We start from the raw sequence: 25,597 nt of genomic DNA, 5'->3' as shown, positions 1-25,597 counted from the left end.
ACGTTACCGGAGCTGGCTCCGGACTCGGCGGCCTGGCCCATCCCCGTGCCGACCGCGAGCGCCGAGCCGAGCAGCGCTGCGGCGGCACCTCCAATCACCAGCTTGCGCGTCCGGCTGCTGACTCCGCGTCGATACATGCACGGCTCCTCTTCGTCTCGGTACTGCTTGTGCCGAGATATACGAGCAACGATGTGGCGGCAGTTCATGACGCTGAGCAAGCGTTCCTTAAAGCTTCTTTAATGCAACTCCCGGGGCACTCACCTGGACCGTCACTGTGCCCTGGCGGGTCCGATGAGCCAGGCGCGTCATGCACGGGTGGTTACGAGTGCTCAGGCGAGTTGGCCACGCCGTGCCCGCTCTCTGGCGGATGACAGAGGGCCGGAGTGCTCCGATTGCCAGAAGTGCCAGATGTCCAGACCGGTGGCTGCCGCAGCCGCCGCCACCAGGTCGGTGAACTCACGGCCGTCAGGTAGTCGGACTCGTCCCTCTGCGGTCAGGTGGGCCTCGGCCGGAAACTGAAGGGAGAATCCGCCGATCGAGAGGGCCACATCAGGTTCGATCAGGCCCAATGTCACGAGATCGGTGACCCGCACGTCGTAGACGATGGCGAGCCCTCTTCGGGAGGCGGGCAGGGTCGTACGCCGGCACCTCGGACGGTCCGGCCGGGCTGGAGCCCAGGAAGGTCGTGGTAGACGGGTATTCCCCGCTCGACCGCGTGCAGCAGTCGCTCGCGGGCCTGCTCCTGACGAACCAGTGACGGACTCGGTGACTCCTGCTCCTGCCGGATCAGAGGCGCCAGGCGTGAATGACGGCCACATCCGGCATCCATAGCATCTGATCGGGCAGGTTGCCCGGCCAGTTCCACAGCCGGTCCAGCGCACTCAACCGCAGCAGGAGGTAACCCGCCACCGCAGCCGCGGCCGGATCCGTCGAGGTCTCGAGGAACAGACCCTCGGCCCAACCACAAGGCCGCCCAGCAAGCTTTGACCTGGCTCGCCGCAAGAAGCCACTAGATAGCCCGGTGAGTGGATCGGCCGAAGGACGCACCCCCGATGAAGGCGTGACCGGACCACCGACCGCGCCCACCGTAAGGTGGGGTCTGGGGGTCGCCCCCAGGCAAATATGGTGGGCCGGACGGGACTCGAACCAGTCGGCCGCACCCACCGCCGGCAGGAAGGGCGGGGTGGGGTCAGACGGTGGCCAGGGCCTCGGTCGGGGTCAGCCGGGCGGCTCGGATCGCCGGATACAGGCCGGCCAGCACCCCCGCAGCAAGCGCCCCGGCCACCCCGCCGGCCAGCGGCCCCGCCGGAATGACCAGCGGCCACTGCTGCCAGGTCACATAGGCGGCGGTGGCCACGATCCCGGTCGCCGCCCCGGCCGCCCCGCCCAGCGCCGACAGCAGCACCGACTCGGTGAGGAACTGGGCCCGGATGTGGCTGCGGTGCGCACCCAGAGCTCGCCGCAGCCCGATCTCCCGCCGCCGTTCCAGCACCGAGATGACCATCGTGTTGGCCACCCCGACCGCCCCCACCAGCAGCGACACCGCGGCCAGCCCGAGAAACAGTGCCCCGAAGGTACGGTCACCCTCGCGCTTGGCGGCCAGCGCGTCGGACGGCCGGCTCACCTGCACGAGCCCGGGCAACGACGGGTTGACCGTGGCCGGCAGCACGGACCGCACCGCGTCGATGGCGTCCTCGCGGGACCGCACATAGAGGACCGTCGGATGGCCGTCGAAGGCCAGCAACGACTTGGCCGAATCCCAGCCGACCAGGACCGCCTGGTCGAGTTCCGGGGCCAGGGGAGCGGGCGCCATGATCCCGCCGACGCTGAACCAGTGATTGCCGATCGATACGCGCGCGGACGGCGGCACCGACGAGATCCCGAGGCGGGCCGCCGCCTCGTACCCGAGAATCGCCACCGGGAAGCGCGCGGTGACCGCGGTGAGGAACGCACCGGTCTGCATGGTCGCCCCGGCGGCCGGCAGCAGGTCGGGCCGGGCGGCGAGCACGGTCAGGCCGGAGCCGTCGTTGGGGTCGATCAGGTCGTTGCGGCGCACCACCGCGTGGGTGTTGGCGACGGCGCTGACCTCGGTGACCGGGCCGATCCGGGCAACCATGCCGATCGACTCGGTGGGCAGAATCGTCGGCTCGTCGCCGGCGTCGACGGGCTGGACGCGCAGCAGGTTGGTGCCCAGGGCGGCCAGGCGGTCGGCCAGGGACTGGCGGCCGGCTGCCGGGATCGCGGTGACCACGACCATGGTGGCCACGCCGATCGCTATGCCCAGGGCGGACAGGGCGGCCCGGGCGCGGCGGCCGCGGACCCCGAGCAGGCCCAGCCGGAGGATGTCGCCGGGGCTCACCGGACGATCCGCCCGTCGCGCAGGGTGATGCGGCGGGGGAGCCGGGCGGCGATGTCGCGGTCGTGGGTGATGACCGCGATGGTGGTGCCGTCGGCCCGGTTCAGGTCGATGAGCAGGTCCAGGACGGCCTCGCCGTTCGCGGTGTCGAGGGCGCCGGTGGGCTCGTCGGCCAGCACCAGGGCGGGGCGGTGTACCAGGGCTCGGGCGATCGCGACCCGCTGTTTCTCGCCGCCGGACAGCTGCTGGGGGCGGTGGTCGGCGCGGTGGCCGAGGCCGACCCGGTCGAGGGCGGCGGCCGCGAGGGAGGAGCGGCGCCGGCGGGGCACGCCGGTGTAGAGCAGGGCGGTGGCCACGTTGTCGACCGCTGTCAGGGCGTCGAGCAGGTGGAACTGCTGGAAGACGAACCCGATGCGGGTGCCGCGCAGCGTGGCCAGATGGTGGTCGCGCAGGGTGCCGGCGTCGACGCCGTCGACCTCGACCGTGCCGGTGCTCGGTGCGTCGAGGGTGCCCATGATGTTGAGCAGGGTGGACTTGCCGGAGCCGGACGGGCCGACGATGCCGAGCAGGTCGCCGGCGGTGACGGTCAGCGAGACGTCGTCCAGGGCGGTGACGCCGCCGGGGTACGACTTGGTGACGTCGGTCAGGGCCAGGACGCTCACGGTGTGGTCACCACTTCCAGGCCTTCGGGCAGGAGATCGACCTCGACGAGGCCGTCGGCGAACATGCCGGTCTTCACCGGCACCAGGGAGCCGTCGCGTTTCTGCACGGCGTACCCGCCCTCGCGCAGTGCGACCAGCGCACCCACCGGGACGGTCAGCACCTGCTTGCGCACCTGCCCGGTGAAGCGCACCTGCACCGCCGCCGCGTCCTGTTTCGTCGCGGACACCTTGATGGTCACGGCCGCCTGGGCAGGGTCGGCGCCGGCCTCGGTGGCCGTCGCGATCGAGGCCACGACGCCGGGGATCGTCCCGCCGGAGGGCAGCTCGACGCTCACCGCGGTGCCGACCCGGACGCCGGCGGCATCCGTCGCGGACATCGGCACGGTAACGACCTTCCCGGTGCCGGTGACCGTGAACAGATCACCGGCGGCCGGGTCGCCGAGGCGGGCGGTGAGGGCGGAGACCCGCCCGGGACCATCGAGGACGACCGCGCGGGCAGGGGAGAGAACAGCCAGATCAAGATCTTCAAGCCACTTGTGTACGGCGTCGAGCAGTCCGGAATCGAGCACGTCGTTGTCCCGTACGCGATGGGACGCGTACCCCAGGAGCGTCAGATTCTCCCGCAGCTCGGCCACGTCCCGGCCGGTCAGGCCGGGTTTGTCGAGGCTGCGGAACAGGGGAGTGCGGCCGAACAGGACGACGACCGGTTGATCGTCCACCCGGTACAGCGGCTTCCCGCGACGCACCGTCGTGCCGGCCTTGGGCAGTTGGGTGACGATGCCGGTCCCGCTGCCACGCACGGTCACCCCGGCTCCGTAGCCGAGGGTGCCGGGCATGATCCGGCTGTCCGCGAGGTCGGCCCGGGTGACGGTGGCGACCGTGAGGGACGGTTTGGCCACCGGCGCCGGGGCCGCCCGTCCGGGGAACGCGCGGGCCGCCCCGAAACCGCCGGCGGCCAGCACGACCAGGGCGAGCGCGACCTTAACTGCCCGCACCGAACGCCTCCCGGATGCAGTCCTGCTCGATCTGGTCCTCGTTGGGCGGATGCACATTGGTGTCGCTGTCCCAGGTCCACTCGCCGGGCTTGGTCACGTGCACCTTGATGCCGTGTTTGCGCAGGCAGCGCACGTGATCGTTCCACTGCGCGGCGAAGTTCGGATTGCTGGCCTCGTCCAGCTCCCGGGGCTGCAGCGGCAGCTTGGAGGCGCAGGCGAGGTAGGCCGATTTCGGGTCGCCGCTGTCGTCGAGCCGCCGCGCGCCCTGCGGCCCGGGCACGGTCACCAGCACCTTCACGCCGTGCCCGACCAGGCAGTCGTCGTAGGCGGTGTAGAGCCGGTCCCGTTCCTCGTCGCTGGTGTCGAGCCGCAGCTGCGGCCGCGTGTCGGCGGGTGCCGAGGAGGCGGGCGGCGGACTGCTGATGGTGGCAACCTCGGGTGCCGCCACGGGGGTGGTGGCGGAGCACCCGCCGAGGGCCACCGCACCGGTCAGGGCGAGAACGATTTTTCGCATGCCGGAGACCCTGCCGGGCACTTTTAGTGAACCTGTCAGGATTTCGTGAGCCGTCGATGATCCCGCCTACACTCGCCGCCATGTGCGCACATGTGCTGGTCGCCGAGGACGACGCGAAGCAGGCCGAGCTGGTGCGCCGCTACCTCGAGCACGACGGCCACACCGTGACGGTGGTCGGCGACGGCCGCGCCGCGCTCGACGAATGGCGGCGCCGCGACCCCGATCTGCTGGTGCTCGACGTGCTGATGCCGCGGATGGACGGTCTCGACGTCTGCCGGGTGCTGCGCTCCGAGTCGAACCTGCCGGTGCTGATGCTCACCGCGCGGGCCGGCGAGAACGACCTGCTCCTGGGCCTGGACCTGGGCGCCGACGACTACCTGACCAAGCCGTACAGTCCGCGCGAGCTGGTCGCCCGGGTGCGCTCGCTGCTGCGGCGCACCGGCGCCGCGCGGTCCGCGCCGCCGGACCGGTCGCTGCGGGTGGGTTCGTTGCTCATCGATCCGGTACGCCACGAGGTGCGGGTCGCCGATCGCGAGATCGACTGCACTCCCGGCGAGTTCGAGCTGCTCTCGGCCCTGGCGAGCGAGCCCGGCCGGGTCTTCACGAGGGCTCAGCTGCTGCGCCGCCTGCACGGCTTCGACCGGTACGTGACGGTCCGCACGGTGGACGTACACGTCATGAATCTGCGCAAGAAGATCGAGGCCGACCCGCGCAACCCGGAACTGCTGATGACGGTGTACGGCGTGGGCTACAAGCTATGCGCTCCCTCCTGATCCGGCTGCTGGCCGCCCTGGCCGTGGTCTCGATCTGCTCGGTGGCCGCCACCGCCTGGCTGGTGGTGCGCACCACCACGAAGGCGATCCGCCAGGAGCAGGCGCAGGCCCTGACCGACGACGCCCGGGCCTACGACACCCTCCTCGGCTACGCCGCCACCCACCGCTCGTGGGAGTCGGCCGGCCCGGTGGTGTTCTCGCTGGCCGCGTCGACCGGCCACCGGGTGACGCTGACCCGCCAGGACGGCACGCCGATCGCCGACTCGGGCAGCGGTGCCCTGCCGGCCCGGCCGTCGGCCACGGTGGACCCGCTGCAGGACCTCTCCTCGCGGATCGACAGCCGCGCGGTCGGCCCGTTCCTGCTGCCGGCCGCCGAACGCACCGCGCTGGGCGTTCTGGCCGCGTCGGTCGTGGACTGCCTGCGCACCACCTCGGCCGGCGACTCCGAGCCGGGCGACCGGGTCGTGCGCGATGCCCGCGTCGTGGTCGACCCGAGCGGCCGTCCCCGCGTCGAGGCGCCCGGGGCCGACCTCTCCCTCGACGAGGCGTGCCTGCGCCCGCGCGGCGCCCTGGCCGAGCCGACGGCCACCGAACGCAAGGCCCTGGCCCAGCTGGAGAAGCTGGTCAACGACTGCCTGCGGCCGCGCGACGCCCCCGAGGTCCACATGTCACCCGACTTCACCTGGCGCTGGGCGGACCCGGGCGCCGTCCGCGCCGGCCTCGGCCTGGACACCGCGGTGGACCGGTGCGTGGCCCAGTCCCGCCGCACCCAGCTCGCCGCGTACACCGCCCCGGCCGCCCTGCTGTATCTGACGACACCGGGTGTCTCCCCGGCGACCGGCTTCGATCTGTCGCCGGCCAACCAGGCTCGGATCGCCGGGGTGAGCGCCCTGGTTCTGCTGGTGACGGTGCTGGCCGGGGCGTTGCTGGGCCGCCGCCTGGTCCGGCCGCTGCGGGCGCTGACGACGGCCGCCGCACGCATGCGGGACGGCGACGGCACGGCCCGGGTCACGGTGCGGGGCAACGACGAGATCGCCCGCCTGGGCGCGGCGTTCAACGACATGGCGGCCCGCCGGCAGGAGGCCGAGCAGCTGCGCCGCGACATGGTCGGCGACATCGCCCACGAGATGCGCACCCCGGTCACGAACATCCGGGGCTGGCTGGAAGCGGCCGAGGACGGCGTGGCCGTGCTCGACGAGGATCTGGTCAACTCGCTGCTGGAGGAGGCGATCATGCTCCAGCACGTGATCAACGACCTGCAGGACCTCTCCGCCGCCGACGCGGGCGAGCTGCGCCTGCACCGCGCCGAGGTCGACCTGGCCGAACTGCTGGCGCAGATCGCCGCCACGTTCCGCACCGCCGCGGTGTCCGTGCTGGTCGACGCCCCGGCCGGCCTGACGGCGCCGGCCGATCCGATTCGCCTGCGCCAGGCGATCGGCAATCTGACCAGCAATGCCGTACGCCATTCGCCGCCCGGCGGCACGGTGCGGCTGCTGGCCCGCCGCACCCAGGACACGGTGACGATCTCGGTGGCCGACCAGGGCCCCGGAATCGCCGCCGACGACCTGCCGCTGGTGTTCGAGCGCTTCTGGCGCGCCGAGAAGTCCCGCAGCCGCCAGACCGGCGGCAGCGGCCTGGGCCTGGCCATCACCCGCAAGCTGGCCGAGGCTCATGGCGGCACGGTCGCGGTGACCAGCCCGCCGGGCGAGGGCGCGACGTTCACCCTGCGCCTACCGGCGTACGGTGATTCGGGTGACTGATCTAGAGGGAGCTCTCCTCTTCGCCGGCATCCCGCTCGCCGTCGCGGCTCTGGTCTTCGGTTTCGTCTTCCTGACGAACGAGAAGCCGAGCCGCGAGCCCCTGGTCAAGCCGGTCATGGACGACAACCCGAAGGACTCACCCGGTCCGAGATGACAGCTGCGCGTCGGCCGTCCGGAAGGCGGCGGCGACCGCCTGCCGCAGTGGGGTCCGCCGGTGCTCGTCGGAGAGGATCTCGACGCCCCACGGGCCGTGCCACCCGGCGGTGCGCAGGGCGGCGATGACGCCGGCGAGGTCGAAGGTTCCCGTGCCGCACAGCCGGCGCCGGTGGACGGCGTCCTCGAACAGCGTCCCGAGCGGCTCGGCGTCCGCGTCGTTCAGCTCGACGCCGACGATGTACTCCAGCGGCACCCCGGCCAGGTCGGCCGGCGGGGTGTGGGCGCGCTCGGTGTGCCAGACGTCGATGATGAGGCCGCCGGCCGGATGACCGGCCGCCCGCACCAGGCCGAGGCCCTCGTGCACGGTCTTGATGTTGGACCAGGGCAGGAACTCGAGTCCGACCCGGGTGCCGGCCTCGGCCGCGTCGGCGGCCAGCGCGGCGAACGCGGCGGCCCACCGGTCGTGCTCCCACGGCCCGTCGGTGACGTCGGGCGCCACCTTGATGTGCCGGGCGCCGAGGGCGGCGGCCGCCTCGAGCAGGTCGCGGCGCACCCGGTCGGAGTCCGGCTCGGCGTTCCACCAGCCGGTGATCAGTTCGAGTTCGAGGTCGACGATCCCGTGATCGTCGAGCAGCGCGCGCAGGCCACCGGATCCGTACCCGTCGAGCGCGGGCATGAGGTCGTCGTGCAGAAGCCCGAGCCCCCGGAAACCGGCGGCGGCCGCGGCCTCGACCCGCTCGCGGATCGGAACCGGGCTGCGCTGATCACCGGGCAGCGGGCTCGCGTCGCCGGCGGTGGTCCAGCAGGTCGCGAGAAGGCGTTCGGTGGGCATGACCGGAGCGTAGGTGCCGGCGGGGGGCCGGTCGCCGGTCGGAACCCGTCAAAAGGCCCTCAGGCGCGGACGGTGGAGTCGCGGATCACCAGCTTGGCCGGGTGGCGGTGCAGGCCGGGGGAGGGGCTGCCGCCGATCGCCTTGAGCAGCAGCGACGCGGCGGCCCGTCCCAGGCCCTCCAGGTCCATGTCGATGCTGGTCAGCGGGGGACGGCTGGCCAGGGCGATCACGTCCCAGTTGTCGAAGCCGACCAGCGCCACGTCGCGCGGGACCACCCGGCCGGCCTCGCGCAGGGCGTCGGCCGCGCCGCGGGCTATCTGGTCGCTGCCGCACACCACGGCGTCGAACTCGGTGCGCTGGGCCAGGAGCAGGCCGGCGGCCTGACGGCCCCAGGCCTCGCTCCACTCGCCGTGCAGGGGTGGCGCGGCCAGCGACTCGCCGAGGTGGGCGACGGCGGCGCGGGCGCGCACCCGGGCCGAGTGGTGGTGCTCGGGGCCGGTGATCACGGCGATCCGGCGACGGCCCACGGTGCGCAGGTGGTCGACCGCGAGGCGGGCACCGCCCTCCTCGTCGGGGACCACCGAGCAGTCGGTGGCGGCCGAGGAGGCCAGGAAGGCGTAGACGACCGGCACGCCGGGGGCGACGGCCACGGGGGTGCGGGTGCCGGCCCGGCGGCCGGTGACGATGATGCCGTCGACCCGGCGGCTGAGCAGGATGCGCAGGTGATGCTGTTCGCGTATCGGGTCGTCGCGGGCGTCGCACAGCAGCACCGACATCTCGCCGGCGCCGAGGGTGTCCTCGGCCCCGATGAGCAGCGGGATGGAGAAACGGCCGATCGTGTCGGTGGTGATCATGCCGACCGTGAAGCTGCGGCCGGCGTGCAGGCTGCGGGCCGCCGGGTTGGGGTGGAAGTCGAGCTGGTCGGCGGCCTGGCGGACCCGGGCCACCGTGTCGGCGCGCAGCGAGCCGCGGCCGTTGAGCGCCTTGGATGCGGTGCCGACCGAGACGCCGGCGAGTGCGGCCACGTCGCGGATGGTGGCGGTGCGCGGCCGGGTCATGTCAGCAAACTACCGTGTGCCCGGGCCGGGATCGCACCGGCGGCCCCGGCCCGGGCTCATCAGGTCAGCCGGCTGTGCTCGAACCCGTTGCGGCGAGCGGGATCCAGACCCGCATCGGCCCGGCTTCCCGGTTGGCCCACAGGAAGTAGGGGATGGCCGGCACGGTGGCGCCGGGCCGGTCGGGGCCGTCCGGGGAGAGCGGCCGATAAAGAAGATCCGATTCAGCCGTACGGACTCGCAGGGTGGGCAGCAGCGTCACGGGGGCGATGCCGGTGCCGAGGGCGATCGGGGAACCGGCGTCGATGCTGAGGTCCTCGAACGGGACGCCGGACAACGACGGCGGCACGTCGGCGTGTTCGAGGCAGTAGACGATCGGGCCGCGGGTGAGCGCGACGCTGCCGCGCACCGCGTCGACCCGGGGGTGGGCGGCGATGAGCCGCGGCGGCATGGCCAGGGTGAGGGTGACGACGTCGCCGGCCTTCCAGGTCCGGGTGATCGGCAGATATCCGGACTGGGCCCCGGCCCGGATCAGCGAGCCGTTGACGGTCAGCCGCGCGTCCCGGCACCAGGCGGGCACCCGCAGCGACAGGGTCCGTGGCTGATCCGGAGCCGCCGCCACGGAGATCGTGATCGTCTCCTCCCACGGGTAGGAGGTCCGCACGTCCAGCACGAAGGACTCGGCGGTCACGGTGCCCGCCCCGTACAGATGAATCTGCACCCCGGCGGAGGTCGAAGTCGCGGCGTAGGCGTGCAGCGAGGCCATCAGCCGGGCCAGGTTGGGCGGGCAGCAGGCGCAGGAGTACCAGGTGAGCCGCTGCGACGGGGTGTCCTCGTGGGATCCGTCGTGCCCGGTGCGCAACTGCAGCGGGTTGGAGTAGAAGAACGCCCGCCCGTCCAGCGCGGTGCTCGCCGCGATCCCGTTGTAGAGCAGCCGTTCCATCTCGTCGGCGTAGGACGAGCGGCCGGTGGCCAGCAGCAGCCGCCAGGCGAGCTGGAAGCTGCCGATCGCCGCGCACGTCTCGGCGTAGGCCCGGTCCGGCGGCAGTTCGTACGGGTCGCCGAAGCCCTCGTCCTTGTGCCGCGAGCCCTGGCCGCCGGTCAGGTAGGTCTTGCTGGCCAGGGCCGAGTCCCACAGGCGTTCGGCGGCGGCCAGCAGCGCGGTGTCCTGCGTCTCGACGGCCACGTCCACCGCGCCGGCCAGCAGATAGACCTGGCGGACGGCGTGCCCGGTGGCCTCGTCGGCGGTCAGCAGCGGTTCGTGGTCCTGCCAGTACCGCGGCCCGAACCGGCCGTCGCCCAGCCGCCCGTGCCCGCGCAGGTCGAGGAAACGCCGCGCCAGGTCCAGGTAGGCGCCGTGGCCGGTCAGCCGGTACAGCTCGACGAGCGCGGTCTCCACCTCGGGATGCCCGTCGATCACGTCGTCGCCGTCGGCACCGAAACGGCGTACGAGCAGATCGGCGAACCGGCGCGCCACCGTGACCAACTGCGGCGACCCGGCGCCGCGCGCCGCGGCGACGGCCGCCTGGATGAGATGGCCGGCGATGTACATCTCGTGGCTGAAGCCCAGATCGGTCCACTGCTGGTCGCGCCGCTCGACCTGGTAGTACGAGTCCAGGTAGCCGTCCGGTTCCTGGGCCTTCTCGAGCAGCGCGGAGATGTCGGCGAGGAACTCCGGGAAGGTGCCCGACCAGGCCAGCGCCTCGAGGGTCTTGTAGACGTCGGTGTCGGCGAACCACATGCCGGTGAACTCGGCGTCCGCGTCACCGGTGACCCGGCGCAGGTTGTCGAGGTTGCCGTAGGTGGTCAGCTGCTCGATGACGTGCGGTAGCGTGGCGTCCGCATTACGTCGCTGCCAGCCGCCGAGCAGACCGTCCGGGTCGAACCGGACCGCGTCCAGGGCGAGCGGGTGCAGGGCGGCGAGCGCCGACGGGGTCGGCGCGGCGGGGCCGGTCATGCCAGCTCCTCGCTTCGCTCCGAGCTGCCATGAGCCAATTCCGGACTGAGCTTGCTGATTCCCTCGCTGCGCTCGGTCATGGGCGTTCCTCAATCTTTCACGGCGCCGGCGGTGACGCCGGCGGCCACGTAGCGCTGAGCCAGGATGAGCAGCAGCGTGGCGGGGATGGACGCGATGACGGCGGTGGCCATGATCGCGTTCCATTGCTGGTTGTTGTTGCCGATGTAGTGGTAGATGCCGAGGGTGATGGGCTGCCGCGGGCCGCCGCCGTCGAGCGTGGTGGCGAAGACGAAGTCGGACCAGGCCCAGAGGAAGGCGAACAGCGACACGGTGACGACGGCGTTGCGGCTCACCGGCAGCACCACCGAGCGGAAGGTCCGGAACGTCCCGGCGCCGTCGATCTTCGCGGCATTGATCAGCTCGGACGGAATGCCGGACATGAAAGCCGTGAAGATCAGAACCCCGAAGGGTACGGCGATCGTCGAGTCGGCGAGGACCAGGCCGGCCGCGCTGTTCAGGACGCCGAGCTTGAGGTAGATGGCGTAGAAGCCCATCGCCATGATGATGCCGGGGATCATCTGGGCCATGAGCAGCACGAAGCTCAGCGCTCCGCCGCCGCGGGGCCGCAGTTTCGCAAGCGAGTATCCGGCCGGGGCGGACAACGCGACGGTCAGGATCACCGTGCCCAGGCCGACCAGCAGACTCGTACCCAGATAGGGCATTTGTTGGTCTATTACCGCCCGATAGCCCTCGAGCGTTCCGTGGAGAGGGAACAACAGGGGCGGGTCGTGGCGCATGTCGGTGTCCTTGGTGAAGGACACGTTGACCATCCAGTAGACCGGGAACAGCATGATCGCGGTGAGGACCACGCCGATGCCGGTCTTTACCCGACTGTTCATGACACCTGCCTGCGCTGCATCCGGATGTAGAGCAGGCCGAAGATCAGCGCCATGATGATCAGCAGGTTGCCGACCGCCGCGCCCGGCCCGAACTGCGGCACGAGCGTGCCGAACCCCAACTTGTAGGACCAGGTCGCGAACGTGGTCGACGAGTCGGTCGGCCCGCCCTTGGTCATGATCCAGATGATGTCGAAGACCTTGAGCGTGTAGACCAGGCCGAGCAGCAGGGTGATCGCCGAGACCGGCCGCAGCAGCGGGAACGTGACCCGCCAGAACCGCTGCCAGCCGCTGGCTCCGTCCAGGGCAGCGGCCTCGTAGATCTCGGACGGGATGGCCTGCAGTCCGCTGTAGAGCACCACCAGGTTGAACGGGATCCCGATCCAGATGTTCGCGATGACTACTGAGGTCAGCGCCCACGAAGGCGAGGTGAGCCAGTTGACCGGATCGATCCCGACCGACCGGAGCGCGAAGTTGACCACCCCGGAGTCGCTGTTGAGCATCCACGACCAGGTCGACGCGCTCACGATCAGCGGCAGCAGCCACGGCACCAGGAACAGCGCCCGCAGCGTCGCCGACAGCTTGAAGTTCTGCGCGAAGAAGACCGCGAGGGCCATCCCGATCGTGAACTGGAAGAGCAGTGATACCCCGGTGAACACGACCGTGTGCAGGAACGCCGGCCAGAACGTGGCGTTGTCCAGGATCGTCCGGTAGTTGTCCAGCCCGCTGAACGGCGCATCACCCTGCACGAACGACCGCACCGTGTAGTGCCGCAGGCTCAGATCGAGGTTGCGGTACAGCGGGTACGCGTAGAACGCGATCAGGTAGATCACCACGGGGGCGAGGAACGCCCACGCCGCCCACTGCGGGGATCGCCGGCGCGGGGCCCGCGCCGGGGCAGCCGAAGCCGCCCCGGCGCGAGTCATGAGGCCGGAGGTCACTTGGTCGCCGAGGCAGCCGTCGTCTGGGCGGCCTTCAGGGCATCGGCGGGAGTCTTGCCACCCGAGAGGGCGGACTGGAACGCGTTCCACAGCGGCTCGGAGATCTTCGGGTACTTGGTGCCGAGGTTGTCCGACGTACGCCCCTTGGCGGCCTTGACCGCCTCGACCCACACCTTCAGATCCGGGTTGGCCGCGACCTGCTTGTCCTGCACCGCCGCGGTGGCCGCGACATACGACAGCGTGGTGTCCGTGGTGAGCGCGTTGTCGCTGCTGGACAGGCAGGCGATCAGCTTGTCGGTGGTCGCGTACCGCTTGGTGTCGGTCTGCACCGGCGCGGTCACGAACTCACCGCCGGTGGGGGCCGGGGCGGTGCCGCCCGCCTGCGACGGGATCGGGATGATCCCGTACTCGAAGCCGGCCTTCTTGGCGTTGGCCAGCTGCCACGTGCCGTTCTCGCTGAACGCGTAGTCGCCGGTGGCGAACTCCTGCCAGCTGGTGGTCTGGGTGTTGTTGAGCACCGAGTTGGGCGCGTAGCCCTTCTTCAGCCAGTCCGTCCACAGCGTCAGCGCGGCCACGCCCTGGGCCGAGTCGAGCTGGGTCAGCTGGGCGCCGGAGCCCCAGAACCACGGCAGGAACTGGAACGATCCCTCCTCGGTGCCGATCGCCGAGAACGTGATGCCCTTCTTGCCGGCCGCCTTGACCTTCTCCAGCGCGGCGGTCAGCGACGCCCAGTCCTTGACCGTGGCCGGGTCGACCTTGGCCGCGTCCAGGACCTTCTTGTTGTAGTAGAGCGCGAGGGTGTTGGCGCCGATCGGGATGCCGTAGGACTTGCCGTCCAGCTGTCCGGCGGCGAGCAGGTTGGGCTCGATGCCCGCGGTGTTCTCCGTAGTGTTCAGCACGCCCGCCTCGGCCAGCGTGGACACGACCGGGTTGTCGACGATCAGCACGTCGGGCGAGTTGCCCTGCTGGGCGGCGAGCAGGGCCTTGTTGGTCAGGTCGGTGGTGTCGTAACCGGTGCGCTTGACCGTGACACCGGCGTCGGTGCCGCACTTGGTCAGCAGCTTCACCCAGTCCGACGAGTCGTCGAACTGCGGGTAGGGATCCCAGATGTTGTAGGTGCCGCCGCCGGTGCTCGCGCTTTCGGTGGACGACGAGTTGGAGCATGCGGCCGTCAGGCAGACCGCGATCGAGAGGGCTGCGATGGCGCGCAGCCCTCGGCGGGGGAGGGTCATATTCGGTACCCCTTGGCTTCCGAGGAGAGGACTGAAGGCAACGGAAGGAAAACGATTGCCCTGACGCTAAGGAGGCTCTTGCGGCCATGTCAAGGGGAAGTTACGGTCTGGTTGCCGGAGCCGGGAAACGGGGAGGAAACACTGGGTGCCATCGATCGGGCCGCCACCATCAGCGAGGTCGCGGCCCTGGCCGGAGTTTCCCCCGGGACGGCGTCGAAAGCGCTCAACGGTCGGGGCGCGCTGCGCCCCGAGACCCGCCGCCGCGTGCAGGAGGCCGCCGAGCAGCTCGGCTTCGTGGCCAACGCCGCCGCCCGCAGCCTGCAGGCCGGCCGCACCTACACGGTCGGCATGATCACCACCGACAGCATCGGCCGGTTCAGCATCCCGCTGCTGATCGGCGCCGAGGACGCGCTCGGCGCCGGCCAGGTGAGCGTCTTCCTGTGCGACGCCCGCGACGACCCGATCCGCGAGCAGTACTACCTGCGCACCCTGCTGGGCCGCCAGGTCGACGGCATCATCGTCACCGGCCGCCGCACCCAGGCCCGCCCGCCGATCGGCGTCGGCCTGCCGGTCCCGGTCGTCTACGCCTTCATCAGCTCGACCGATCCCGCCGACTGCTCGGTGGTCCCCGATGAGGCCGACGGCGCCCGCCGCGCGATCGAACACCTGCTGGCCGTCGGCCGCCGCCGGATAGCCCACGTGACCGGCCCCGAACACCACCACTCGGCCACCGTCCGGGCCGCCGCCGCCCTGCGCACGCTGGCCGCCGCCGGCTTGGAACCGGCCGCGAACGTCCTCTTCGGCGAGTGGAGCGAGGCGTGGGGCCGGCAGGCCGCCGGCATCCTGCTCTCCACCGGCGCCGAGGTCGACGCGGTCTTCTGCGGCAGCGACCAGATCGCCCGCGGCCTGGCCGAGGCGCTGCAGGAGGCCGGCCGGGCCGTGCCGCGCGACGTGGCGCTGGTCGGCTTCGACAACTGGGACGTCATGGTCGACGGCAGCCGCCCCGCCCTGACCAGCATCGACATGGACCTGGAGGGAATCGGCCGCACCGCCGCCGAACTCCTGCTGACCGCGATAAACGGCGAGCCCGCGCACGGCCGCCACGCGCTCCCCGGCCGCTTGATCCCCAGAGCATCAACAGCGGTAAACCCTTTCTGAGTACGCTCCACGCCGGCCCCGCCGAGCAGTTCTCCCTGGCTGCAACACCGGGCCGTCCGCCCGCGGCGGCCCGGACGGGTGGCCTTCCCTATCGAACCAGACATCCATCCCTTAAGTGGTGTATCCCCGGACATATGTCCTACAGAACTTCATCTCGATCACGAGTGGCCGCATTGGCGCTGCTGGCGGTCCTGCTACCGGCAAGCCCGGCCGCGGCGCTCACCCCGGTAGCCGCACCCACGGCCGACCCGGCCGCGACCGCCGCCGACTCCGTCGACCTGGCCGTGACCGCCGACTCTGTCGACGTGGCCATGCCCGCCGCCGACTCCGTCGACCTGGCCGTGACCGCCGCCGACTCGGCCGACCCGGCCGAGGTCGGCAGCACCGTCACCTACAGCGCCGTGGTCAAGAACAACGGCCCGGTGTTCGCCACCGGCGTCGAGGTCACGGTCGCCGTGTCCGGCGCCGACCATGTCGTCCGCAGCGCCTCGGGCGGCACCGGCCCCTGCTTCCTGGACGCCTCGGTGGCCACCTGCACGATCAGCTCGATCCTCGCCGGCGCCACGGCCAAGGTCCAGATCATGGTCACCCCGCAGGCAGCCGGAACGATCTCCGCGCGAGTCACCGCCGCCACCGGCGAGCAGACCGACAGCACCCCGTCCAACAACGCCGCCACCGAGACCACCGTCGTCAACGCCCGCCCGTCGTCCACGGATCTGGCCGTGACCACGACCGGCCCCGCGGGCTCGGTCCAGGTCGGCGCCGGCTACCAATACCAGGCCGTCGTGACCAACAACGGCCCGGACGCCGCGACCGGGGTCAAGGCTGTCGTCACCCTGACCGGTGCGGACCGCACCATCCAAGCGGCCGCGGTGGGCACCGGGGCATGCTCGATCAGCGCACCGAGGGTCAACTGCGAGATCGGTGCCCTCGCCGAGGGCGCCTCGACCACGGTCACCGTGACGGTCCTGCCGCGGGCCACGGGGTCGATCACCGCCACGGCGGAGGCCGGCGTCGCGACGGGCGACGCGGTGCCGGGCAACAACACCGCCAAGGCGGACACCGTCATCGCGGCCGCGCCCGCGCCGCCATCGTCGGCCGACCTCGCGGTGACCGTCGCCGGCACCCGCGCGGTGGCTCTGGCCGGGACGTTCGCCGTCACCGGCACGGTGTCCAACCGCGGCCCGAGTGCCGCCGCTGCGGTCACCGCCACCGTGGCCCTGACCGGCGCCCCGAGCCTGATCCTCGGCGTGACCAGCAGCCGGGGCACCTGCGCGGCGACCGGCTCCACCGTGCGATGCGAGGTAGGCAACCTGACCCGGAACGCTCGCGCGACGATCACCGTCACCGTCGAGCCGCAGGCGCTCGGTGCGATCACCACCACCGCGACGGTATCCGCCGTTCCGGCCACAGCAACGATGCCCGCCGTTCCGGCTACGGCAATGATGCCCGCCGTTCCGGCTACGGCAACGGCGCCCGCCGATCCGGCTACGGCAACGGCGCCCGCCGATCCGGTCACGGCGAACAACACGGCCGTGCGGAACACGACGGTCGACAACCGGCTCGGCTGCACGATCGTCGGGACCGCCGGGAACAACGTCCTGATCGGCGGTCCGGGCCGGGACGTGATCTGCCCGCTCGGCGGCGACGACACCGTCAACGCCTCCGCCGGCAACGACATCGTCCACGGCGGCTCCGGCAACGACATCGTCCAGGCCGGTACCGGCCACGACACCATCTACGGCGGACTCGGCAACGACACTCTGACCGGCGGCCCCGGCTTCGACCGGCTCGACGGCGGTCCCGGCGCCGATATCTGCACGAGCGGCGAAATCGTGGTCAGCTGCCGGTAAGAGCCGATCGCGGTGTCGGCCCTGCTCGGCGGAATGACCGCGGCCGCGCTCCCGGTCGGTCCTGTGGCCGCCGGGGTCGGTCCTGTGGCCGCCGGGTCGGTCCTGCGGCCGCCCGGGTCGGTCCTGCGGCCGCCCGGTCGGTCCTGCGGCCCCCGGGTCGGTCCTACAGCCCCCTCGGCCCTCGGCTCCCGGCCCTCGGCCCTCGGCTCCCGGCCCTCGGCCCTCGGCTCCCGGCCCCCCGGCCCCCGGCGGCCCTCGGCGGGCCTGGCGGCACCCGGCGGCCCCGGTCACGCGGCGGATCGTCGACCTCGGCCAGGTGCGGGCCGGGCCTTGTCAGGCCCGGACGAAGGCCGAGCCGGACCAGGTGAAGCTGCGCGTCGCCGGGACGCTCGGGCAGCAGGACGAGTCCCGCTCGGCCCAGCCGATGGTGTCGATGGCGATCCGGCCGGCGGTGATCGTCATCTTCCGCACCAGGAGCCGCTCGTCGTCGTCGAGGAGCACGCCGAGGCGAACCGGCGCGTCGGCGGGGGAGGAGCCGTCGTAGACCGCCACCTGGTAGGGCCACGGGGACGTGTCGTGGACGCAGTCGACGCTCACGACGACGTCCTTCGTGCCGGGCCCGCGCAGCTCGGCGACCTGCCGGTCGCCGAGCTCGACGCCCTTGTTGACCGGGGCGCAGTCGAGGTCGTCGATGAGGCCGGCCCATTCGGCGTCGGTGAGGTCCGCGGCGGTCCGGGCCGGCGGCGCCGGCGACGGCCTGGCCGGCGGGGGATCGCCGCCGCACCCGGCCGCCATCGCGACCAGGACGACGGTCAGTATCCGCGTTCTCATCCCTGCGCTCCCTCGGCCACCACCGGCAGTGGCGGCAGGTCACGGATCCTTCCGGCGCGGCAGACGGACAGGCCCACCCCGGCGGCCTCCGCGGTCATCGGCGTCAGCCCGGCCGCCTCCCGCACCCGGGCGCAGGACGCCCGCTCCGGGTGGGCGGTGTAGACGGTGATCCCGCCGGTCGCGGCGCCGGCCGCGATGTGGTTGCCGTCCGGCGACCAGTCCAGCGCGGTGATGACGGCCGACCCGGTGGTGGTCTCGGCGAGCAGCGTGCCGCCGGCCGCCTGCCAGATGCGGACCCGGCCGTCGTAGCCGCCCGCCGCGAGCCTCGTGCCGTCCGGTGACCAGGACAGCGCGGTCGCGTCGCCGCCGATCCCGCTCAGGGTCCGCCTCAACCGCCGCTCGGCGACCGCCCAGACCCGCAGGGTGCCGTCCCGGGACACGGTGGCCAGCCCGGCACCGTCCGGCGACCAGGCCATGGCCCGGGCCCCGCCGGGCGCGGCCGTCCACGGCTCGCCGCCCGGGCGGCCGGTGGCGGTGTCCCAGCTGAGCGCCCGGCCGTCGGTCAGCCCGGCCCGCACCGTCCCGCCGTCCGCGGACCAGGCCAGCCAATCCGGTCGCCCGTACTCACCGATCGCCGCGGTCGGCGTGGCGGTGGGCCGCTCGCCGCGTTCGGCGGTCGCGGTGGGTTGCGCGCCGCTGTCGGCGGGCGCTGTCGGCCGCTCACTGCCGGCCGGGACGGTAAGGGTGGCGGTGGGCCGTTTTCCGCCGCTCGCCGCCCACAGCGTGATCCGGCCACGGGTGTCGCCGGCGGCCACCCGGTCGCCGCCCGGCGACCAGGCCAGCGCACGCGTGCCCCCGGAATTCCACAGCGGTTCACCCGCGACCACGGCGCCGGGCTGGTTTGCGGGCGTGGTGGTGGTGGCGAACTGGGCGAGCCGGACGCCGTCCTCGGCGGCCAGCGCGAGCGTGCCGTCGCCGCGCGGCGACCAGGCCACCGCGTTGGGTGAGTCGGCGGAGGGCCGGACGGTCCACCGGTCACGAGTGCGGGCATCGACGACGGCGACCGTCAGGTCCCCGGCGGCCAGGTGGTGGCTGTCCGGTGCCCAGTCGAGGACGCGGACGGTTCGCGGCAGCCCGGCGGGGGCGTCCGGCGGCAGCGGGGCCACCGCCCACACGTGCAGGTCGTCCAGCTCGGGGCTGCCGGCGAAACCGATACCGGCGGCGAGCATCCGGCCGTCCGGCGACCAGGCGAGCCGGCGCGGGCCCCGGTCGATCCCGGAGCGCAGCGGCGAACCGTACGGGATGAGCCGGCCGTCGCGCAGCGTCCACATCCGTAGGCCGTCGACCCCGCCGGCCGCCGCGAGCCGGTTGCCATCCCGCGACCAGGCCAGGTCGGCGACCCGGGAACGTTGGCCGATCGCCAGGGTGCCGCGCACCGCACCGCTGCGGCCGTCGCGGATCGTCACCTCGCCGTTGTCGGCGCCGACCGCGACCGTCGAGCCGGACGGGTGCCACGCGATCGACCACAGCCCGCTGGCGGAGGCGGCGGAGAGCAGCAGGCGGCGGTGCGGCACGTCCCAGAACCACATGCCCTGATCGCCCGCGACCAGAAGTCGCGTGCCGTCCGGCGACCACGCCGTACGCCAGGAAGTTGCCGGCCCGCCGCCCAGCGTGACCGACCGCCGGGCCCGCACCGTGTCCCACAGCTCGACGCCGCCGGGGATGGTGACCGCGAGGGTGCGGCCGTCCGGCGCGAAGGCGAGATCGCCGACCTCCGAGGCCGTCCGGAACGTCGCGCGGGTGCGCCCGGGCGGGGTGAGGTCGCGCAGGACCACCTCGTCAAGGCCGTTCTGCACGGCGAGGGTCGACTGGCCGTACCAGGCGACCGCGTCGTACCCGGGCGGGAGGACGGTGTCGAAGGCCGGCACCGCGGGCAGCGCGGCGCCGGTGCTCAGTTGCCAGCCCAGCACCGACCCGTCGTCGGCGGCCGCACGCAGCCGGCTGCCGTCCGGCGACCAGGAGAGTTCCCGCAGGGACAGGTCCGGGGAGGCGTACTGGGCGATCGGCCGGGTCGTCCAGGTGGCGGCCCGCTGCACGGCCGTGGCGTACGCCGTCCGGGCTTCCGGGAGCGGCTCCGGCGTGCGCTGCTCGGCGGCGATCGCCAGGCCCAGAGCCGCGTACGGGTCGGTGGCCGCGAGCGACTCGGCGGCGTACTGCCGGGCCTCGGCCACCGCCGCCCGGTCCTGCGCGACGTCGCGCTGCCGCACCGCGATCCAGGCCGCGGCCACCGCCAGTACGAGCAGCCCGGCGAGCACCGCGATCGCCGACCGCACCCAGCGCATCGTGCGGCGGTGCTGGCGGACGTCCTCGCCGATCAGCTCGTCCTTGGGCCGGCCGGAGATCGGGGCGGCGATGTCGGCGACCGCCGCCCGGAACAGCGGATCGTCCAGGGTCAGCCGGTCCCGGTCGCGGGCCCAGGCGAGGTCGACGATCCGCGGCTCGGCCGGGAAGAGACCGCGCAGGGCGGGCGGCAGCGCGGTGGTGCGGCTCCAGTCGAAGTCGCCGTCCGGCTCGCTCCAGACCAGGCGGTCCCCGTGGTCGGGGTCGGTGGCGACGACGATCAGCGTGTCCGGTTCCCGTTCCCGGCACCAGTATTCGAGTTCCCGGGCCACCCACGCCGAGTTCGCCGAGCCGCGCCCGGCCAGCAGCACCAGGAACCGGGACGCGGCGAGCGCCCGTTCCAGCGACGGCCACAGCCCCGGGTTGGCGCCGAGCGAGTCGTCGTCGCGGAACACCCGGCGGGCCCGCAACCGGTACCACGGCTTGGCGAACCGGTGCAGCGCGTCGTGCAGGGCGGCCGCGAGCCGCCCGTCGGCCTTGCGGTTGTAGGAGATGAACGCGTCGTACTCGTAGCGAGCCGCGAGATCGTCCACCATGGACCGAACGGTTCGCCTCCGCCGCAGAGCTGTCAACATCTGCGACGGAAACGAGACCGCGTCCGGGTTACTTCGCGATGGCGGTGCCGTGCCGGCAGCCGGCGCAGCTGACCGTGCTGAGGCCGGTCCAGGTGTTGAGGTCGGTGCTGGTGGCGGTGTAGATGCCGCCGCCGGTGCTGTACCGGTCGACGTAGATGCGCCAGCTGCCGTTGTCCAGCCTGACCAGGGACGGGCCCTCGTAGCCGGAGCTGAACAGCGTGCCGCGGTTGATCCAGCCGGTGGTGAGGCTGGCGGTGGTGGTCCAGTGCTCGATGTACTTGCCGGTCTCGTCCTTGGTGAAGGCGTGCCAGGTGCTGCCCGACTTCACCACGAACGTGTCGATGTGGTTGGTGCCGAGGCCCCACATCTGGGCCGGCCCGCTCCACGAGGTCAGGGCGGTGTTCTGGGCGGTGTATACGTACGGCCGGAAGCAGTTGGAGCAGGTGGTGGCCGCGACGCTGGTGATGATCCGGACCGTGCTGCCCTCGACGTAGAACTCGGGCGCCCACGTGTACTTGGTGCTGGCGATGCCGGAGGGGATGCTGGCGATGTTCGTCCAGCTGGTGAGGTTGCTGCTGGACGCGATATTGAAGTAGGTGGAGTTGGTGGTCCAGGACTGCACCGTGTAGGCGATGTAATAGATGCCGTTGTACTTCAGGATGCTCGGGTCGCGCAGCACCCCGGTGGGGCCGTGGAAGTTGGTGTCGGACAGCACGCTGTAGGTCGTACCGCCGTTGGTCGACTGGTAGATCCACAGTTCTTCGTCGGCGGCCGCGTCGCCCTTGAAGGTGGCGTACACCAGGGTGGTGGCCGCGGCGGCCGGTCGGGGCGCGGCCAGGACGCAGAGGAGCCCGGCGAGTACGGCGGCGAGAAGGCGCTTCACAGCCCCCACCCCCAGCGCAGCTGGGCCACCCCGGAGGCGTTGTTGACGGCCAGCCCGGAACCGCTCTGCCGGGTGATCGAGTAGGTGTCCCCGGACCGCAGGCCGGGCCAGTAGACGATGCCCATCTGCCGGGCCCGGGTGAGGTCGGTGGTGGCGGCGAAGTACGAGGTGAAGACGTTGCCGTCCTGGTTCGCCGCACCGGTGTAGTTGAGCCCGGTGGTCATCGGGGAGCCGGCCTCGTCGATGACGGTGCGCGACGAGTACGAGCCGAGCCGGTTGCTCAGGTTGGTGGTCCACGCGGCCCGGGTGGTGTCCGACGCCCAGAACCCGTAGAAGTGCAGGGAGAGCAGGGTGCCGCTGAGGGCGGAGGCCGCGCCCACGCCGGTGACGTTGTCGTTGTAGCCGGTGCCGCTGATCAGGACGCGGCCGCGGGGGATGTTCGCGTGCCGGGACAGCCAGGCCGAGCAGAGCGACACCCAGGCGCTGAGGCTGTAGCCGAACGGCTCGTTCATCGGCTCGAAGTAGACGTTGCCGTTACCGGCGAAGTCCGAGGTGACCTTGTCCCACATGGTGTTCCAGGCGGCCGGATCGTCGACGTAGCCGTCCTTGGCGGTGTCCGCCTCCCAGTACGACACGATCACCTTCATGCCGTGCGCGAGGGCGGAGTCGAACGCGGCCTTGTAGCTGGCCCACCAGGCCGAGTTGACGCTCTGCGGGTTGATCGGGAGCCGGACGGTGTTGGCGCCGAGCAGGCTCTGGAAGCCGCCGATGACGCCGTCGGCCTTGGTGTAGACGGTGCTGTAGCTGTCCGAGGCGGTCAGTCCGGACGGGATGACCCAGCCGTTGACGTAGTTGTCGCGGGCGTCGGCCCAGTTCACTCCGCGGAAGCTGTTGGTGGCCGCGGCGGCCTCGCCGGCCACGGCCACCAGGGGAACAGCCACTGCCACAGCGAGGACAGCGCCGAGCAGACGACGTCTCATAGCACTCCAACCGTTGCGAATGTTTACGCAAACATCGAGCTGGGGGAGCAGATGATGCCAACGTTCGGGGGTGGTCGGTGCGTCAGCGACGCATCCAAGTTGATGAATAGTTACGCCGACGTGACGTACATGTCAAGAAGTCTCCTGCGCCGCGAAAAGATCGTCGCCGTACCGCGTGACCCAGGTGGCGAGCGCCCGCATCGGCCCGTCCGCGAAAGTCCGGCCGAGCGGCGTCAGCGCGTAGTCGACCCGCGGGGGTGCCTCGGCGTACCACTGCCGTTCGGCCAGGCCGTTGGTGGTGAGCCGGTGCAGCGCCTCGGTGAGCGCCTTGTCGCTGATGCCGCCGATGGTCGCCCGGAGCGCGCGCCGGCGTTGCGGGCCGACCGTCAGCGCCGCCAGCACCACCGGGTCCCACACGTGCGTGAACAGGTCCGTCGCCATCCGCAGGCGGCAGTCCGCCACGAAGTCCATGCAGTCGTCCGCATCACGAGGCATCCCGCCATCGTGGCAGGGCCGATGCGCACCGGGTGGTTCGCGTCGGACTTTCTAGGGTCTGACGGTATGCGAATCGGAATCCTCGGCACCGGAACCCTGGCCACGGCGCTCGCCACCGGCTGGACCGGGGCCGGACACGACATCAGCATCGGCGGGCGCTCGGCCCAGCGCGCGGAGGCCGCGGCGAAGGCGTCCGGAGCTCGCGCCCGGCCCCTGTCCGAGGTCGTCGAGGACGCCGACGCCGTCCTGCTCTCCGTGCACTGGCAGGGCGTCGCCGACATCCTCACGGCGGCCGGCGCACCGGCCGGGTCGCTCGCCGGCAAACCGCTCATCGATCCGACCAATGCGGTCGACCACGGCATCGGCGTGCTGCGGACGGAAGCCGGGCGCGCGATGGCGCAGCAGGTCGCCGAACTCGCCCCCGGCGCCCACGTGGTCAAGGCGCTCCACCTGTTCCCGTCGACCCGGTGGACGACACGCGGGTTGCCGCCGGTGACGGTCGCGATGTGCGGCGACGACCCGCGAGCACTGGAGATCGTCGGCTCGCTCGTCCGCGACGTCGGCGGTGTCCCGGCCGTGCTCGGCGGGCTGGACCGGGCGCGCCAACTGGAGGAGGTCGCCGGGTTCGTCATCTCGCTCGCGTTCGCCGGCGTCGACCCGCAGCTGGCGATCCCCGCGGTAAAAGGGTGAACTGCGGCGCGCCTCCGCCGTCCGCGCCCCCGCGACCGGCAGGATCCTGGAGTGCAACTGGATGAGGACCTCGACACGTCGGTGCTGACCGAGCGACAACGGCAGATCCTCACCGTGATTCAGAAGTGGGCGCTGCGCTACGGCTACTCGCCGTCCAGCCGGGAGATCGCCGACTCGGTCGGGCTCGCCTCCACCTCGGCGGTCGGGCGGCACCTGCGGGCACTCGAAGAACTCGGTTTCCTGCGCCGCGGGAGGGCCACCCGGCCGGTCGACGTCCGGATGTTCCTGCAGCCGGCCGAGGCGCCGCAGGCCGATCCGAACACCATCGGGGTGCCGGTGCTCGGCGACATCGCGGCCGGCACGCCGATCCTCGCCGAGCAGAACTCCGACGAGGTGCTCGCGCTGCCGCGCGATCTGGTCGGCCGGGGCAACCTGTTCGGGCTGCGCGTCCGGGGCGACTCGATGATCGACGCGGCGATCTGCGACGGCGACATCGTCGTGGTCAAGCAGCAGCCCGAGGCCTACAACGGCGAGATCGTCGCGGCGATGATCGACGACGAGGCCACGGTCAAGGTCTACCGGCGGCGCGGCGGGCACGTCGTGCTCGAGCCGCGCAACCCCGCCTACGACGACATCGACGGCGACCGGGCCGTGGTGCTCGGCAAGGTCGTCTCGGTCCTGCGCCGGACGTAACCGTCAGAGCGTGAACAGCAGCGCGATCAGCAGCAGCACCGGGGCGCACGCGATGGTGGACAGGAAGATCGCGTCGCGGGCCAGGATCAGGCCGGTCTGGAAGCGCTGGCCGTAGAGGAAGACGTTCTGGGCGGTGGGCAGCGCGGCGAGCACCGTCACGGCGTACGTCTCCGGTTGGGAAAGGCGCAGGAAATAGGCCATGAGGAAGGCGATCGCCGGCATGCCGGCGGTTTTGAAGGCGACCGCCACGATCGTCGCCGTGCGGTCCGGGCCGGGTGCGAGGATGCGCCGGCCGTGCAGCGACATGCCGAAGGCGATCAGCACGAGGGGCACGGTGGCCTGACCGATCACGGTCAGCGGGTCGATGATCAGGGCCGGCATCCGGAAGCCGGTCGCGGCGGCGACCGCGCCCAGGGCGACCGCGATGATCAGCGGGTTGCGCAGCGACGAGATGATGGTCGAGCGCACCGAGCCGGCGGCCAGTAGGGTCAGCACGATCGGGGTGACGATCAGCAGTTGCACCATCACGATCGGCACGACCAGGGCGGCGTCCCGGAGCACGTAGGTGGCGACCGGGATGCCGATGTAGTTCGCGTTGACATAACCCGCGCACAGCGCGCCGATGATCTTCGTGCCCCGGTCGCGGCGGCGGAAGATCAGGGCGTACGCGAGGAAGACCAGCAACGCCACCGCGGCCGACACCAGAAGTGGCTCGCTGAACAGGACGTGCAGGTCGGCCCCGGCCACCACGGTGAACAGCAGGCACGGGGCCAGCACCAGGTAGACCAGGCGGCCCAGTACGTCGTCGGTGCCCTCCGGCAGGCCCGCGAACCGGCCCACCAGCCAGCCGGCCAGCACGATCGCGCCGATCAGCGCGAACCCCGACAATGCGTGGAGCACTTAGTGTGGG

Annotated in this window: 25 protein-coding genes; 7 read left to right on the top strand and 18 right to left on the bottom strand. The window is 72.0% G+C overall.

The annotated features are described in order from the left end of the window. Positions 1–329 precede the first annotated feature (329 nt). The 6 genes from Ato02nite_RS43105 to Ato02nite_RS43085 form a co-directional block, all read right to left on the bottom strand. Positions 330–593, bottom strand: a complete 264-nt coding sequence (locus Ato02nite_RS43105) for a restriction system modified-DNA reader domain-containing protein (RefSeq protein WP_213012498.1) — start codon at positions 591–593, stop codon at positions 330–332. A 193-nt stretch (positions 594–786) separates the two neighbouring features. Continuing rightward, the gene (locus tag Ato02nite_RS53455; RefSeq protein ID WP_498371293.1) at positions 787–1,047 is read right to left on the bottom strand and encodes a hypothetical protein; all 261 of its coding nucleotides are present in this window, start codon (positions 1,045–1,047) and stop codon (positions 787–789) included. A 142-nt stretch (positions 1,048–1,189) separates the two neighbouring features. Further along, positions 1,190–2,359: an ABC transporter permease gene (locus Ato02nite_RS43100; RefSeq protein WP_213012497.1), complete on the bottom strand. Its 1,170-nt coding sequence runs from the start codon at positions 2,357–2,359 to the stop codon at positions 1,190–1,192. Continuing rightward, the gene (locus tag Ato02nite_RS43095) at positions 2,356–3,018 is read right to left on the bottom strand and encodes an ABC transporter ATP-binding protein (RefSeq protein WP_213012496.1); all 663 of its coding nucleotides are present in this window, start codon (positions 3,016–3,018) and stop codon (positions 2,356–2,358) included. The genes Ato02nite_RS43100 and Ato02nite_RS43095 overlap by 4 nt, the downstream gene beginning before the upstream one ends. Beyond that, positions 3,015–4,013 carry an efflux RND transporter periplasmic adaptor subunit gene (locus Ato02nite_RS43090; RefSeq protein WP_213012495.1) on the bottom strand — a complete coding sequence of 333 codons (999 nt, stop codon included), beginning with the start codon at positions 4,011–4,013 and terminating at the stop codon, positions 3,015–3,017. The genes Ato02nite_RS43095 and Ato02nite_RS43090 overlap by 4 nt, the downstream gene beginning before the upstream one ends. After that, positions 4,000–4,527 (bottom strand): hypothetical protein, encoded by a 528-nt coding sequence (locus tag Ato02nite_RS43085; RefSeq protein WP_213012494.1) that lies wholly within the window; start codon positions 4,525–4,527, stop codon positions 4,000–4,002. Before Ato02nite_RS43085 ends, Ato02nite_RS43090 begins: the two co-directional genes overlap by 14 nt. An 80-nt stretch (positions 4,528–4,607) precedes the next feature. Between Ato02nite_RS43085 and Ato02nite_RS43080 the strand changes: the two genes are divergently transcribed. Genes Ato02nite_RS43080 through Ato02nite_RS43070 form a run of 3 tightly spaced genes read left to right on the top strand, consistent with a single transcriptional unit; the run spans position 4,608 to position 7,214 of the window. Next, entirely contained in the window at positions 4,608–5,300 is a 693-nt protein-coding gene (locus Ato02nite_RS43080; protein ID WP_213012493.1) for a response regulator, read from the top strand. After that, positions 5,285–7,060 carry a sensor histidine kinase gene (locus tag Ato02nite_RS43075; RefSeq protein WP_213012492.1) on the top strand — a complete coding sequence of 592 codons (1,776 nt, stop codon included), beginning with the start codon at positions 5,285–5,287 and terminating at the stop codon, positions 7,058–7,060. The genes Ato02nite_RS43080 and Ato02nite_RS43075 overlap by 16 nt, the downstream gene beginning before the upstream one ends. Beyond that, positions 7,053–7,214 carry a hypothetical protein gene (locus Ato02nite_RS43070; protein WP_213012491.1) on the top strand — a complete coding sequence of 54 codons (162 nt, stop codon included), beginning with the start codon at positions 7,053–7,055 and terminating at the stop codon, positions 7,212–7,214. The genes Ato02nite_RS43075 and Ato02nite_RS43070 overlap by 8 nt, the downstream gene beginning before the upstream one ends. Here Ato02nite_RS43070 and Ato02nite_RS43065 read toward each other — a convergent pair. The 6 genes from Ato02nite_RS43065 to Ato02nite_RS43040 form a co-directional block, all read right to left on the bottom strand. Further along, on the bottom strand, positions 7,197–8,048 hold the full coding sequence (locus tag Ato02nite_RS43065) for a sugar phosphate isomerase/epimerase family protein (RefSeq protein ID WP_213012490.1): 852 nt from the start codon (positions 8,046–8,048) through the stop codon (positions 7,197–7,199). The genes Ato02nite_RS43070 and Ato02nite_RS43065 overlap by 18 nt on opposite strands. Before the next feature lie 59 nt (positions 8,049–8,107). Next, positions 8,108–9,106 carry a LacI family DNA-binding transcriptional regulator gene (locus tag Ato02nite_RS43060; protein ID WP_213012489.1) on the bottom strand — a complete coding sequence of 333 codons (999 nt, stop codon included), beginning with the start codon at positions 9,104–9,106 and terminating at the stop codon, positions 8,108–8,110. Between the two features lie 64 nt (positions 9,107–9,170). Continuing rightward, entirely contained in the window at positions 9,171–11,060 is a 1,890-nt protein-coding gene (locus tag Ato02nite_RS43055) for a glycoside hydrolase family 127 protein (RefSeq protein WP_213012488.1), read from the bottom strand. A gap of 89 nt (positions 11,061–11,149) precedes the next feature. Further along, a complete protein-coding gene (locus tag Ato02nite_RS43050) occupies positions 11,150–11,959 on the bottom strand; it encodes a carbohydrate ABC transporter permease (RefSeq protein WP_213012487.1) in 810 nt (269 codons plus the stop codon). After that, positions 11,956–12,882, bottom strand: a complete 927-nt coding sequence (locus tag Ato02nite_RS43045; protein WP_213012486.1) for a carbohydrate ABC transporter permease — start codon at positions 12,880–12,882, stop codon at positions 11,956–11,958. The genes Ato02nite_RS43050 and Ato02nite_RS43045 overlap by 4 nt, the downstream gene beginning before the upstream one ends. An 11-nt stretch (positions 12,883–12,893) precedes the next feature. After that, the gene (locus Ato02nite_RS43040; RefSeq protein ID WP_213012485.1) at positions 12,894–14,129 is read right to left on the bottom strand and encodes a sugar ABC transporter substrate-binding protein; all 1,236 of its coding nucleotides are present in this window, start codon (positions 14,127–14,129) and stop codon (positions 12,894–12,896) included. Between the two features lie 111 nt (positions 14,130–14,240). On the opposite strand from Ato02nite_RS43040, the gene Ato02nite_RS43035 reads away from it, so the two are divergent. Beyond that, the gene (locus tag Ato02nite_RS43035; RefSeq protein WP_246608066.1) at positions 14,241–15,287 is read left to right on the top strand and encodes a LacI family DNA-binding transcriptional regulator; all 1,047 of its coding nucleotides are present in this window, start codon (positions 14,241–14,243) and stop codon (positions 15,285–15,287) included. 164 nt (positions 15,288–15,451) lie between these two features. After that, entirely contained in the window at positions 15,452–17,140 is a 1,689-nt protein-coding gene (locus Ato02nite_RS43030) for a CARDB domain-containing protein (RefSeq protein ID WP_213012484.1), read from the top strand. A gap of 333 nt (positions 17,141–17,473) precedes the next feature. On the opposite strand, the gene Ato02nite_RS43025 is transcribed toward Ato02nite_RS43030, so the two are convergent. From Ato02nite_RS43025 to Ato02nite_RS43005, 5 genes are all read right to left on the bottom strand, one after another. Next, positions 17,474–17,971, bottom strand: coding sequence for a hypothetical protein (locus Ato02nite_RS43025; protein ID WP_213012483.1), 498 nt, complete (start codon positions 17,969–17,971; stop codon positions 17,474–17,476). Continuing rightward, positions 17,968–20,907 (bottom strand): WD40 domain-containing protein, encoded by a 2,940-nt coding sequence (locus Ato02nite_RS43020; RefSeq protein ID WP_213012482.1) that lies wholly within the window; start codon positions 20,905–20,907, stop codon positions 17,968–17,970. Before Ato02nite_RS43020 ends, Ato02nite_RS43025 begins: the two co-directional genes overlap by 4 nt. A 67-nt stretch (positions 20,908–20,974) precedes the next feature. Next, positions 20,975–21,829 carry a family 43 glycosylhydrolase gene (locus Ato02nite_RS43015; protein ID WP_213012481.1) on the bottom strand — a complete coding sequence of 285 codons (855 nt, stop codon included), beginning with the start codon at positions 21,827–21,829 and terminating at the stop codon, positions 20,975–20,977. Beyond that, on the bottom strand, positions 21,826–22,770 hold the full coding sequence (locus tag Ato02nite_RS43010; RefSeq protein WP_246608065.1) for a cellulase family glycosylhydrolase: 945 nt from the start codon (positions 22,768–22,770) through the stop codon (positions 21,826–21,828). Before Ato02nite_RS43010 ends, Ato02nite_RS43015 begins: the two co-directional genes overlap by 4 nt. 171 nt (positions 22,771–22,941) lie before the next feature. Continuing rightward, positions 22,942–23,304, bottom strand: a complete 363-nt coding sequence (locus Ato02nite_RS43005; protein WP_213012479.1) for a winged helix-turn-helix transcriptional regulator — start codon at positions 23,302–23,304, stop codon at positions 22,942–22,944. A gap of 66 nt (positions 23,305–23,370) precedes the next feature. On the opposite strand from Ato02nite_RS43005, the gene Ato02nite_RS43000 reads away from it, so the two are divergent. Beyond that, entirely contained in the window at positions 23,371–23,994 is a 624-nt protein-coding gene (locus Ato02nite_RS43000) for an NADPH-dependent F420 reductase (protein WP_213012478.1), read from the top strand. A 51-nt stretch (positions 23,995–24,045) separates the two neighbouring features. Next, the gene (lexA, locus tag Ato02nite_RS42995) at positions 24,046–24,687 is read left to right on the top strand and encodes a transcriptional repressor LexA (protein WP_213012477.1); all 642 of its coding nucleotides are present in this window, start codon (positions 24,046–24,048) and stop codon (positions 24,685–24,687) included. Between the two features lie 3 nt (positions 24,688–24,690). Here lexA and Ato02nite_RS42990 read toward each other — a convergent pair whose 3' ends face one another. Continuing rightward, positions 24,691–25,575: an AEC family transporter gene (locus Ato02nite_RS42990; RefSeq protein WP_246608064.1), complete on the bottom strand. Its 885-nt coding sequence runs from the start codon at positions 25,573–25,575 to the stop codon at positions 24,691–24,693. Between the last annotated feature and the right edge of the window lie 22 nt (positions 25,576–25,597).

This window comes from Paractinoplanes toevensis, from assembly GCF_018332695.1.
In the GTDB taxonomy this organism is placed as follows: Bacteria; Actinomycetota; Actinomycetes; order Mycobacteriales; family Micromonosporaceae; genus Actinoplanes; species Actinoplanes toevensis.
This window is presented reverse-complemented; position numbering and strand designations above follow the sequence as displayed.

Coding starts and splice junctions, on each gene's coding strand:
- Ato02nite_RS43000 (WP_213012478.1), top strand. CDS start 23,371: ATGCGAATCGGAATCCTCGGCACCGGAACCCTGGCCACGGCGCTCGCC.
- Ato02nite_RS43080 (WP_213012493.1), top strand. CDS start 4,608: ATGTGCGCACATGTGCTGGTCGCCGAGGACGACGCGAAGCAGGCCGAG.
- Ato02nite_RS43075 (WP_213012492.1), top strand. CDS start 5,285: ATGCGCTCCCTCCTGATCCGGCTGCTGGCCGCCCTGGCCGTGGTCTCG.
- Ato02nite_RS43040 (WP_213012485.1), bottom strand. CDS start 14,129: ATGACCCTCCCCCGCCGAGGGCTGCGCGCCATCGCAGCCCTCTCGATC.
- Ato02nite_RS43005 (WP_213012479.1), bottom strand. CDS start 23,304: ATGCCTCGTGATGCGGACGACTGCATGGACTTCGTGGCGGACTGCCGC.
- Ato02nite_RS43055 (WP_213012488.1), bottom strand. CDS start 11,060: ATGACCGGCCCCGCCGCGCCGACCCCGTCGGCGCTCGCCGCCCTGCAC.
- Ato02nite_RS43060 (WP_213012489.1), bottom strand. CDS start 9,106: ATGACCCGGCCGCGCACCGCCACCATCCGCGACGTGGCCGCACTCGCC.
- Ato02nite_RS43025 (WP_213012483.1), bottom strand. CDS start 17,971: ATGAGAACGCGGATACTGACCGTCGTCCTGGTCGCGATGGCGGCCGGG.
- Ato02nite_RS43050 (WP_213012487.1), bottom strand. CDS start 11,959: ATGAACAGTCGGGTAAAGACCGGCATCGGCGTGGTCCTCACCGCGATC.
- Ato02nite_RS43045 (WP_213012486.1), bottom strand. CDS start 12,882: ATGACTCGCGCCGGGGCGGCTTCGGCTGCCCCGGCGCGGGCCCCGCGC.
- Ato02nite_RS43020 (WP_213012482.1), bottom strand. CDS start 20,907: ATGGTGGACGATCTCGCGGCTCGCTACGAGTACGACGCGTTCATCTCC.
- Ato02nite_RS43085 (WP_213012494.1), bottom strand. CDS start 4,527: ATGCGAAAAATCGTTCTCGCCCTGACCGGTGCGGTGGCCCTCGGCGGG.
- Ato02nite_RS43065 (WP_213012490.1), bottom strand. CDS start 8,048: ATGCCCACCGAACGCCTTCTCGCGACCTGCTGGACCACCGCCGGCGAC.